The sequence below is a fragment of the Terriglobus sp. ADX1 genome, from assembly GCF_036877645.1.
Taxonomy (GTDB): Bacteria; Acidobacteriota; Terriglobia; order Terriglobales; family Acidobacteriaceae; genus Terriglobus.
On the sequence record NZ_JAEDXV010000008.1, the window covers coordinates 70,098 to 80,272 of the forward strand.

General features: G+C 56.4%; 11 protein-coding genes. 3 read left to right on the forward strand and 8 right to left on the reverse strand.

Features of this window, described 5'->3' with window-relative positions:
• Positions 1–4 precede the first annotated feature (4 nt).
• The gene (locus JAO32_RS07290; RefSeq protein ID WP_334238982.1) at positions 5–466 is read right to left on the reverse strand and encodes a hypothetical protein; all 462 of its coding nucleotides are present in this window, start codon (positions 464–466) and stop codon (positions 5–7) included.
• Positions 467–632: 166 nt separating this feature from the next.
• Entirely contained in the window at positions 633–1,319 is a 687-nt protein-coding gene (locus tag JAO32_RS07295; protein ID WP_334238983.1) for a molybdenum cofactor biosynthesis protein, read from the reverse strand.
• A gap of 104 nt (positions 1,320–1,423) precedes the next feature.
• On the opposite strand from JAO32_RS07295, the gene JAO32_RS07300 reads away from it, so the two are divergent.
• On the forward strand, positions 1,424–2,539 hold the full coding sequence (locus JAO32_RS07300; RefSeq protein WP_334238985.1) for a carboxypeptidase-like regulatory domain-containing protein: 1,116 nt from the start codon (positions 1,424–1,426) through the stop codon (positions 2,537–2,539).
• Here JAO32_RS07300 and JAO32_RS07305 read toward each other — a convergent pair.
• The 3 genes from JAO32_RS07305 to JAO32_RS07315 form a co-directional block, all read right to left on the reverse strand.
• On the reverse strand, positions 2,536–2,985 hold the full coding sequence (locus JAO32_RS07305) for a DUF6321 domain-containing protein (RefSeq protein WP_334238986.1): 450 nt from the start codon (positions 2,983–2,985) through the stop codon (positions 2,536–2,538). The genes JAO32_RS07300 and JAO32_RS07305 overlap by 4 nt on opposite strands.
• 122 nt (positions 2,986–3,107) lie before the next feature.
• Entirely contained in the window at positions 3,108–5,708 is a 2,601-nt protein-coding gene (gene lon / locus JAO32_RS07310; RefSeq protein ID WP_334238987.1) for an endopeptidase La, read from the reverse strand.
• A 251-nt stretch (positions 5,709–5,959) separates the two neighbouring features.
• Positions 5,960–6,805 (reverse strand): prephenate dehydratase, encoded by an 846-nt coding sequence (locus JAO32_RS07315; protein ID WP_334238989.1) that lies wholly within the window; start codon positions 6,803–6,805, stop codon positions 5,960–5,962.
• A gap of 179 nt (positions 6,806–6,984) precedes the next feature.
• On the opposite strand from JAO32_RS07315, the gene JAO32_RS07320 reads away from it, so the two are divergent.
• Both JAO32_RS07320 and JAO32_RS07325 read left to right on the forward strand, forming a co-directional pair.
• Positions 6,985–7,134, forward strand: a complete 150-nt coding sequence (locus JAO32_RS07320; RefSeq protein ID WP_156784997.1) for a lmo0937 family membrane protein — start codon at positions 6,985–6,987, stop codon at positions 7,132–7,134.
• Between the two features lie 138 nt (positions 7,135–7,272).
• The gene (locus JAO32_RS07325; RefSeq protein WP_334238994.1) at positions 7,273–7,611 is read left to right on the forward strand and encodes a CsbD family protein; all 339 of its coding nucleotides are present in this window, start codon (positions 7,273–7,275) and stop codon (positions 7,609–7,611) included.
• A 60-nt stretch (positions 7,612–7,671) separates the two neighbouring features.
• On the opposite strand, the gene JAO32_RS07330 is transcribed toward JAO32_RS07325, so the two are convergent.
• The 3 genes from JAO32_RS07330 to JAO32_RS07340 all read right to left on the reverse strand — a co-directional run bounded on the left by JAO32_RS07330 (position 7,672) and on the right by JAO32_RS07340 (position 10,132).
• On the reverse strand, positions 7,672–8,349 hold the full coding sequence (locus JAO32_RS07330; protein WP_334238995.1) for a GDSL-type esterase/lipase family protein: 678 nt from the start codon (positions 8,347–8,349) through the stop codon (positions 7,672–7,674).
• Positions 8,350–8,427: 78 nt separating this feature from the next.
• On the reverse strand, positions 8,428–9,318 hold the full coding sequence (locus JAO32_RS07335; RefSeq protein WP_334238998.1) for a UbiA-like polyprenyltransferase: 891 nt from the start codon (positions 9,316–9,318) through the stop codon (positions 8,428–8,430).
• Positions 9,319–9,361: 43 nt separating this feature from the next.
• Positions 9,362–10,132, reverse strand: a complete 771-nt coding sequence (locus tag JAO32_RS07340; protein WP_334239000.1) for a BON domain-containing protein — start codon at positions 10,130–10,132, stop codon at positions 9,362–9,364.
• Positions 10,133–10,175: the final 43 nt, after the last annotated feature.

The following is a 10,175-nucleotide window of genomic DNA, read 5'->3' on the forward strand; positions in this document are numbered from 1 at the left end:
AAGACTAATGTTCGCTCGAAGGTTGAAGTGCTCGCTCTTGAACCTTACCTCGGATTTCGAATCGCGACCCAGTCCACGAATATCGGGTAATAACGACTCCGTCAGAACAACAATCACCAATCGCCTTCTTCGGGTCGAAAAGCTCCACTACAAATTGGCCATCCTCCGCATAGGCTTCGTATAAACCCGAGTGAGCCCGACTTCCGGTGTGGCAGTAAGCCAAAAGTTTGGGCTGTCCATGATCCACCTGAAAGACATACACATAGTTAGTAGTTTGAGTACCACCCGTGGAGTACCTCAGATTTACGATGGCTTCTTCCTCACCGTCGCCGGTTACATCGCCATAGTGGACAGACTCCAGTGTGAAGCCCTTGGTTTCAACTTCAGTCGTGACCATATCGCGACCTCCAACGAGATGGATAGGCCGCCGTGGGCTCATCCCGTTCTCTGGTCCAAGCCACTGCATATTTCCATGACCGAGCAGCACTCCGCTTAGGGGATAAGTGTGGTTCTTAAAATCGATCTTCTGTATGGACTGCCCCGACAGAACACCAGGCATGAGCACAAACGGTAAGAAGAACACTAAACGAAGCATTCACGCAGCCTAACACTGATGGCCCGTGACAGTGCGATCAAGTTCCCGGCACAATCTCTGCCGGAAACGGTTCACCATCCACCCAAACCGCACCATCCACAAAGTGCTCTTTCTTCCAGATAGGAACCTGCTTCTTGATGGTGTCAATCAGCCATCGACAAGCCTCAAACGCAGCGCCACGATGCGCGGAAGCAACAGCAATCAGGATGCTCGTCTCACCCACTTCAAGCCGTCCCAGACGATGCACCACCGCCACATCACGGACACCAAACTTCGCAATCGCCTCAGCCGCAAGCTGCTGCATTTGCTTCAAGGCCATCTCTTCATAGGCGGAGTAATCCAGAAACAGCGTCCGCCGCCCACGCGTGTTGTTCCGCACAATGCCATCGAAGACAGTGACAGCGCCGTCCTCGCCCGTCTTCAGCGCATCTGTGATCTTCTTTGCATCAATCACATCATGCGTGAGTTCAATTCGCAGAGGTGCGCCACCACTCACCGGCGGCAACAGCGCCACTTCATCGTGTTCCGATAATTCCTGAGAAGCCGATGCATACTGCTGATTCACCGCCACCGCAATCTTCTCCCACAGCTCGCCCAGTTCAGGCGACAGTACGCGATAGTAGCGCACCAGGTCGCCAACATTCGCGCCGGGAAACTGCTCCAGCACTTCTTCCGGGCCAAAGTGATCACGAAGCACGCCGAAAAACAAAACACGTAACTGCATGTCTCTACGATAAGACGGATCGCATCCTGACGTAGACTGTGCTCACAATGGACTGCTCATCCCTGTTTCTTCGCTGCTCTTTCATCAGCCTGGCGACTCTTTCCATGTACGCGCAACCTACAGGGTCTGTTCACGGTACTGTAGTTTATGGCGACACGGGAAAGCCTGCCAGCAAGGCCAACATCTGGCTGGAACCGGCAAACAGGCAACATGCAGGACCGCAGATCGATCCCATAACCGGCGAATACGAACTCCGCGATTCCGATATACAGCAACAGAGATTTCCCGCAACAATCGCGGAAGATGGCGTATTCAACGCGACGAGCATCCCTGCAGGCGATTACGTAGTTCACGTGTATGCTCCGCCCTATCTGTCTCCGGATGACAGCGTCTATCCCATCTCCAAAACAACTCATGTTGCCACCGGTTCACAGGCCTCTCCCAAAGCTGTCCATGTACAGGTTGTCGCAGGGGAAACCGCGAACATAAGCATCCGTCTTCAGCGAGGAGGCATAATCGAAGGCACGCTACGGCGGACCGACGGAGCGCCAGTCGCTTCTGATCCAACGCCACCCTTTGGAGCGGCCATGAATGCGATGCGTAAGACGGGCGACCGCGAGTATGCCCGCAGCGGCGGATCAGCCCATCCTGATGCCAGGGGGCACTACCGACTGGAAGGCCTCGGCCCCGGAGACTATGTAGTTTTTGCGGGCTTACCGGGTCCCATGGTGTCAACAGCCACCGGAATGATTGGCAGCTCTGGTCTGGCGATTTATGCTCCCGGCACAGCCAGTCCCAGTCAGGCTGCGATTATCCACATCTCCGGCACAGAGACGAAATATGCAGACGTGACCTTGCCTTCTCCGGCGTCACTCCACCGTGTAGAGGGCACGGTAATCCTCGATGATCGGAATGCACTGCGAGGCGTGGTGATACGACTGTATCCCAAAGACGAAGGTGCACTCACCGCTGGCACGCCCATGCGGACTGATGGAGGATTTTCTTTTGAGAATGTTCCGGATGGCGAGTACACAATCACCATCGATTTCCCGCCTAAGGTTGAAGTCGTAAGTGCAGATCCTGCTAACGGCAAGGTTCGTATGCGCATGAAGCCTGCTCTCTACGCTCCACTCCAGCAAAACGTCACACTGGCGGGCCAGGATGTCACCGGAATCCTGCTGCATCCGCTGCTTGTCTCTTCAAAGTCGGATCACCCCTAAGCGTTCTTTGCAGAGCTTTTCTTACCATCTGCTTTCTCTATTGATTTGCGGGCTTTCTTCGCAGCGGACTTCTTCGCAACATGATATTGCGCCAGCAGACGCCGTCCCTCCGCAGCCAGCATGTGCGCCTCATGCAGCGTCTTCGGCAACTTCTCACCCCATGCCTGCGCACTTAGCGCCAACCGCGTTGGCCTTCCCTTCGCATCCTGCATTGGCCCACGTGGATTAGTGAACATGCGAACCAGGAACGAGCCTTTGCGGCGCATCTTCTCCGGCGTATCGGCAGGGCCTCTTACTCCCGGCTTCAGCTTCGCGCCAGACGTTGCCGCATACCAGGCGCGCCCAGCGTCCGTTAGGCCACCTTTAGGATCGCGCCCCTCCTTAGGCATTGATCGCGGTACAGACTTCTTCCTCGCACTTGCTTTCTTTGCAGCTGCTTTCGCCATAGACACTCCGTTCTCAAACATAAGAGCATTTACGACACATTTGGGTTGATTCACAAAAACGCACAAAAGAAAACGCGCGACCATTTCGATCGCGCGTCCTCCGTTGTAGTTGCAATGCAGTTTTACGCTGCCTGGTGCACCAGCTCCTCGCGCACGTCCTTGTCCTTCTTCAGCTCGCTCATGGTGTGCGGCAAAGCGACCGCCAACACATCCTCAATGCGCGAAGCGTAGTGAATCGTGATGCCTTCCGTCTGGTCGTCCGTCAGGTCTTCCTCAACGTTCGGCTTCACATCAACCGGCAGAATCACGTCCTTCACACCAGCACGTTTTGCAGCAAGAAACTTCTCCTTGATGCCGCCCACCGGCAACACATTGCCACTGAGCGTGATCTCGCCCGTCATCGCCAGCAACGGACGCACCGGCATATCGGTAAGCAAGCTAACAATCGCCGTAGCCATCGTCACGCCTGCGCTTGGGCCGTCCTTCGGGATCGCTCCCGCAGGCACATGCAGATGAAGATCAATGTCCTTCAACACATCTTCATCCAGTCCCAGCGTGGTCGCGTTGGACCGCACCCACGTCAGCGCTGCCTGCATGCTCTCCTTCATCACGTCGCCAATCTGGCCCGTGATCTGGAAGCTGCCCTTGCCCTTCATCTTGTTGGCTTCAATGAACAACACATCGCCGCCCACAGGAGTCCATGCAAGCCCAACCGCAACACCAGCACGCTTCGTACGCTCTGCAATTTCCGTATCCACGCGAACCTTGTAACCACCCAGGAACTCGCGAATCACCTCGGGCGTCACGGTCAGCGTCTCCGTCTTGCCTTCCGCAACGCGGCGCGCCTGCTTGCGGCAGACCGTACCAATCAACTGCTCCAACCGACGCACGCCAGCTTCACGCGTGTAATGCCGCGCAATAATGCCCAACGATTCACGCGGGAAGATGATCTTCGGTTCAGCCGTTTGCTTCGGCAATTGTGATTCCGGAACCTCCGGGCTGCTCTCCTCAGTGGAATGCGCCACTGCCGCATCGCCACTCAAAAGATCGCCACGATCATCGGAAACAGCCGCCACCGGCGTACCATTCTCTGCTTCGTGCCCCTTTACTTCAGGCTCGTTGCCGTCGATGCCGTTTTCCTTGATCTGCCGCGGAGCCAGATACCGTTCCGCAATGCTGATCTTCTCCTCCTCGGTATAGCCGGTGAGTTCGATGATCTCCATACGGTCCAGCAGCGGTGCCGGAATCGGATCAAGCTGATTCGCCGTGCAGATAAACAACACCTTGCTCAGATCAAACGGCTGATCCAGGTAGTTATCGCGAAACGTGCCATTCTGCGCGGGGTCCAGTGTCTCCAGCAGCGCGCTCGCCGGATCGCCACGGAAATCGCGGCCCAGCTTGTCGATTTCGTCCAGCATGAACACCGGATCATTCGTCTCCACACGCTTCAGGTTCTGGATGATCTGTCCCGGCATCGCGCCAATGTATGTGCGGCGATGTCCGCGGATCTCCGCTTCGTCGTGCATACCGCCCAGCGAAATACGCGCAAACTTACGTCCCAGCGCGCGCGCAATGCTCTTGCCCAGCGACGTCTTACCCACGCCCGGAGGTCCGACAAAGCACAGGATCGGCCCCTTCATGTCCGGCTTCAAACGCCGCACACTCAGATAGTCCAGAATGCGATCCTTCACCTTCTGCAAACCGTAGTGATCTTCGTCCAGGAATGCAGCAGCCTGCGGAATATCCACCTGCTTACCGCTGGACTTGGCCCACGGCAGCACCGCCAGCCACTCAATGTAGCTGCGCGTCATGCTGTAATCCGGCTGCGCGGGGTTCATCCGCTGAAGACGATTCAGCTCCTTCAGAGCCTCCTTCTTCGTGTCCTCCGGCATGCCCGCGCCTTCAATCTTGGCGCGCAGTTCCTCAATGGCCTTGTTCGTCTCGTCGGTTTCGCCCAGTTCCTTGCTGATGGCCTTCTGCTGCTCGCGCAGGTAGTACTCACGCTGCGACTGCTGCACAGCATCTTGCACCTCGTTCTGGATCTTTGAACGAAGCTGCTGCACCTCAAGCTCCTTCACCAGATGCTTGTTCAGGCGCTCCATGCGAGCTTCCACATCCGTAGTTTCCAGCAATTCCTGCTTGTCCGCCGTGGTCAGGAAAGGCAGTGACGAACCAATAAAGTCCGCCAACCGGCCCGGCTCCTCGATATTCAACGCGATCGTCTGCAGATCATCCGACAGCGTCGGCGATGCCGCCACAATCTGCTGGAACTGCGAAACTACATTGCGCTGCAACGCCTCCAACTCCGGCGTCTTCTCCGCATCGTTGTCCGGAATCAGATCGTAGCTCGCTGTCAGAAACGGCGTGCGCTGCTCAAATTCGCCCAGACGGATGCGCTCCGTGCCTTCTGTGAACACAAAAAGGCTCTGGTTCGGCATCTTCACCACTTTATGGATGGTGGCTAGAGTACCGGTCAGGTGCAGTTCGCTGGCGTCAGGCGTGTCTTGCCGGGCATCACGCTGCGCCACCACCAGGATGGTCTTTTCGTCGCCCAGGGACTGGATGAGCTGGATTGAACTGTCACGCCCCACGGTCAGAGGCAGAACCGCATGCGGGAACAGCACGGTATCGCGAACGGGAAGGACGGGGAGAGCGCGCGCACTGCGCTTGCGGTCCGGGTCCGAAGCCGTCGGCTGGATCACGCTGACAAAATCATTCGACATAGTTGAGTGTCCTTCCATCAGATATTCGCATATCTGATGCATCAAGTCACGACCGGATTCATCCCGGTCTCACAAATCCACAAAAACAACCCGGCCCGCCCTCACAGGGCCGCTTTTGTCGAGATTGTGGGTCTCAACTGCCTATCGGCAAAATTCGCCGTCTTCAGAATGGATGCTGCGGCACAATTCTTCGCCGCTCGGTACCGCATATTTCGCCGCAAATTGCTGGCTGAATCGAGCGCAGCGGAAGTTTACTCCTGCGGAAGCCCCGCTGCCTCGTATCGGCCCAATTCCACGACTTCCCGGCACGATTGGCGCAATCCCGCCACAATCGCATCCGCCGCTTCTGCCGACGGAATCCGCAAGTCCACGAAAAATGTGTACTCCCAGGGGCGTCCCGGCACCGGTCGCGAATCAATCCGGGTCAGGTCTGCTCCTGCCGCCACCAGTTCCTTCAGCGCTTCCAGCAATGAACCCGGCCGATGCGGCAGGTCAAACGCCAGCGACAGCTTGTTCACCAACGCCCCCGCCGGACGCATCGCTTCCGCATCTTCCGCCCGTGTTAGCAGGAAAAAGCGCGTGAAGTTCTTCGGATCGTCCTCCAGGCCGCTGCGCAGAATCGTCGCCCCATATACCTCTGCGGCAAATGGAGCAGCGATCGCTGCTTCATCCGTTATGTGGTCTGCCATCAGATGTTTGATCGCGCCGGCCGTGTCATAAAACGGCACAGCTTCCAACGCCGGATGTTCCATGAAGAACTTGCGGCACTGCGATAGTGCCACCGGGTGCGACAACACACGTTTCACCTGCTGCTCAGCCACGCCCGGAACAGCCATCAAAGCGTGCCGAATGCGAAGCGAGCACTCCGCCACAATCTGCACGCCATAACGCAGCAACAGATCGGAATGGTCCGCCACCGCACCATGCAAACTGTTCTCCACCGGCAATACGGCGGCATCGGCATCGTGAGAACGCGTCAGTTTTTCCAGTACTTCCACGGATAGTGCACACGGTAGTAATTCCACTTCGCCCAGCAGTTGGCGTGTTGCCAGGTGACTGTTCGAACCCGGCTCTCCCTGGATGGCAATCTTCTTCAACTCACTCTTCTCCTGAGCATGTCCGCGCGAAAACAGATATTTGTTTTCGCAAAAGACAACTCGCCAAGTTTACCCGGCAACTATGTTGGTGTGGCTGCAAACGTCGTGTGCTGCATGACGTTGGTACACACTAATTCCCCGCCCCGGCCCGGCTGGCCAGGGCATCTGGAGAGTCGACGATGCTTTGGACAATTACTGTAATTCTGCTTGTGCTGTGGCTGTTGGGCTTAGTCAGCGGCTATACCGTCGGTGGCTGGATCCACATTCTGATCGTGCTCGCAATCATCTCGCTGATCTTCAATCTTCTGGCAGGACGTCGTTCACTTTAGAATCTGCAAAAATCAACGCACCATTTTGAAGCTCATGAAAGGCCATCGCATCCATGCGGTGGCCTTTCCCGTTGCAGGCTGCATCATACCCCTCGTTCGCGTAAGAACGCAGCGTAGCTGCGAAGGAGGGACGACACGATGAACACCGATCAGATCAAGGGCAAGATGCAGAATGCATTCGGCAAGGCAGAAGAAGCAGTGGGCGAAGCGGTAGGCAATCGCAACCTGTCCAATGCGGGCGCAGAAGATCGCGTGAAGGGCGCCGCCAAGGAAACCTGGGGCAATGCCAAGGAAACAGTGCACGAGGTGCACAAAACAGCCAAGACGCAGGCGGACGTAGCTACCGGAGAACCTGTAACGGCACGTGACAAGTTCGCCAGCGGCGTGGAGCGTATCAAGGACTCGGTCAACACCAAGATGGACGAGGTGAAGACACGCGAACAGATCAAGCGTGACGAACTTCGCCGCAGCGCATAGTTGTTTGCACCGAAGCGGCGAGAAGCTAAACTTCTCGCCGCTTCTTTTTATTGCTGCAAATTACTTCGCATATCGAGCAAGTGCGCGCTCCACAACAGGAGCCAGCAACTCATAACCGCGATCATTCGGATGTACTCCATCCACCGTCAGTTCAGCGCGCATCTTCCCATTTGCATCCGCGAGCGGTGTATTGAAATCCAGAACATTCCAGTGTTTTTTCTGCGCCATCGCCAGCAACAAATCATTCAGATGATGGATGTTTTCTACCGTCCGCAGCCCCGTCAGCGGACGCACGCAGTCACACACAGGCGTCATCTGCGCGACAAACACCTTCAATCCATTTGCCTGCGCAAGCTCACCCATCGAGAGAAGGTTGTCGCGAATCTCCTCCGGTGAAAATCCCAGACGCATGTCATTGCTACCGCCTTCCAGCACAACCGCTTGCGGGTGAAGTTCCAACACATCATGCCGCTCGCGCAGTAGAAGCTGTTGTGTGGTTTGTCCGCCAATGCCGCGATTGATCCAACCTGCATAGGGGAACCACTTGCCGTTGTGGCTGCCCCAATAATCAGTGATCGAATCTCCCAGGAACACTACGCGAGCTTTCACGTTCGCATTGGCATCGTGATAGCGACGGCTCTGCGAGAAGTCTGCATCAGCGGAGTTTGCAGGAAGCGCTGTCTGCTCCCATCCGCTAGCAGACAAGACAAACATCATGACCCACACGGCAGAACGCATCGCCTCTCCTGACGGCCGCCATTGCTTCCAAAGGCCAAAGGAAGGTTAAACGATGCACTTCCCCAAAAGCGATGGAATCTATCGGCTTTGCAGATTCCGCACGGCAATATCAGCGGCCACGGAAATAAAGAACACGACAGAGATGATTCCGTTCAGCGTGAAGAAAGCAGCATTCATACGACTGATGTCTTTAGGCGAAACGAGGCTGTGCTCGTACAACAGCAATCCAGCCACCAGTACAACGCCGACAATCGCAATCGGCCCCAGGTGAAACAGCACCACCAGCCAAGCCAGCAATCCCAACATCAGAATGTGCATCAATCGTGCCAGCAGAAATGCCCCCTGCATGCCAAACGCCTGCGGCACACTATTCAATCCATGCGTGCGATCATGCTCAAAATCCTGGCACGCATATAACACATCAAAACCCGCAACCCACAGCAGCACCGCACCGGTCAGCACAATGATGCGTGGATCAAGCGTGCCCCGCACTGCAATCCACGCAGCCGAAGGTGCAATGCCCAGCGCCAGCCCAAGCACCAGGTGCGACCAGCGTGTCAGCCGTTTCATGTAGCTGTACGAAAGCACCACAATAATCGCAATCGGGCTCAGTAGCAACGTCAGATGATTCAACATGGCCGCGGCAAACAGAAAGATCGCCAACGAAACAATGGTGAACATCGCGACAAATCCCTTGGACAACAGCCCCGCGGGAATAGCGCGCGTCTTGGTGCGTGGGTTCAGGCTGTCAATCTCGGCATCGGCCCAGCGGTTAAACGCCATCGCCGCAGTACGCAGTGACACCATGCACACCACAATCCAAAGCAATGTCACCGCATGCGGCCATCCGCCCGCGGCCAGAACCGCACCGGTCAAAGCAAAAGGGAGCGCGAAGATCGAGTGTTCCCACTTGATCATCTCCAGCGTAATGCGCGTGCTGCGCCATGTGTGTGCAAGCGAAACGGCCATACACCTCTTAGTGTATGGCCGCATGCCTGCTGCGATCTACTGTCTAGTTTTCGCTCGACGCCTGATTCGCCACCTGCAGGTTATTTGTGACCTTGAACGCGCCCGGAACACCGTTCGCCCGGATACCCGCAGCATCCTTATCCGACTGACGATCCACCACGCCGGTCAGCGTAATATCGCCGTTCACCACCGTAATGCGAATGGGCTTCGCCGGATCCATCGCATACCGCTGCAGCGACGGGAAGCCGTAGATCGCCCGCGCCGCAGCCAACCGGATACGGTCATCGTTCGGCGAAAGCGGCGCCACTTCAATGTCGTCCACCACGTCCTTCACACCGGGGTAGTGCGACACCAGCGAAATCGCCGAATCCTTATCCGAAGGACCGTACGCAACGCCACCCAACGTCACCACACCACCTTGTACGCTGATGGTGAAGCTGTTGAAGGCCGTCGTGCCATAGCCCACGCGGTCATACGCCAGTTTTTCCGCGAGTTTGTCGCGCAGCTGCACATCCGACAATTCGCTGCTGCCCTGCACCTGGATCAGGTTCTGTACCGCAACAACGCCCTTCTTGTGATGGATCTTGTGTTCCGCATCTTCCTTGGTGGCATACAGATCCACATTGCCGGTCAACGTCACCATGCCATTCTTCACGGTGCTGTGTACATCGCTGAACCGCTTGTTATCCAGCGACTTCTGCACATCTGACTGAATCTGCGTATCCGGCACCTTCGCCTGGGCACGCAGAGCGAGCGTAGGCGTCATCATGGCCGCCAGCGCCAATACCATTCCCGCATTCGTTCTGATCTTCATGTCATCCACCAAAAGCAAGAACCCGGATTCCTCTGCAAAGTTG

Coding starts and splice junctions, on each gene's coding strand:
- JAO32_RS07290 (WP_334238982.1), bottom strand. CDS start 466: ATGCAGTGGCTTGGACCAGAGAACGGGATGAGCCCACGGCGGCCTATC.
- JAO32_RS07295 (WP_334238983.1), bottom strand. CDS start 1,319: ATGCAGTTACGTGTTTTGTTTTTCGGCGTGCTTCGTGATCACTTTGGC.
- JAO32_RS07300 (WP_334238985.1), top strand. CDS start 1,424: ATGTACGCGCAACCTACAGGGTCTGTTCACGGTACTGTAGTTTATGGC.
- JAO32_RS07305 (WP_334238986.1), bottom strand. CDS start 2,985: ATGGCGAAAGCAGCTGCAAAGAAAGCAAGTGCGAGGAAGAAGTCTGTA.
- lon (WP_334238987.1), bottom strand. CDS start 5,708: ATGTCGAATGATTTTGTCAGCGTGATCCAGCCGACGGCTTCGGACCCG.
- JAO32_RS07320 (WP_156784997.1), top strand. CDS start 6,985: ATGCTTTGGACAATTACTGTAATTCTGCTTGTGCTGTGGCTGTTGGGC.
- JAO32_RS07325 (WP_334238994.1), top strand. CDS start 7,273: ATGAACACCGATCAGATCAAGGGCAAGATGCAGAATGCATTCGGCAAG.
- JAO32_RS07330 (WP_334238995.1), bottom strand. CDS start 8,349: ATGCGTTCTGCCGTGTGGGTCATGATGTTTGTCTTGTCTGCTAGCGGA.
- JAO32_RS07335 (WP_334238998.1), bottom strand. CDS start 9,318: ATGGCCGTTTCGCTTGCACACACATGGCGCAGCACGCGCATTACGCTG.
- JAO32_RS07340 (WP_334239000.1), bottom strand. CDS start 10,132: ATGAAGATCAGAACGAATGCGGGAATGGTATTGGCGCTGGCGGCCATG.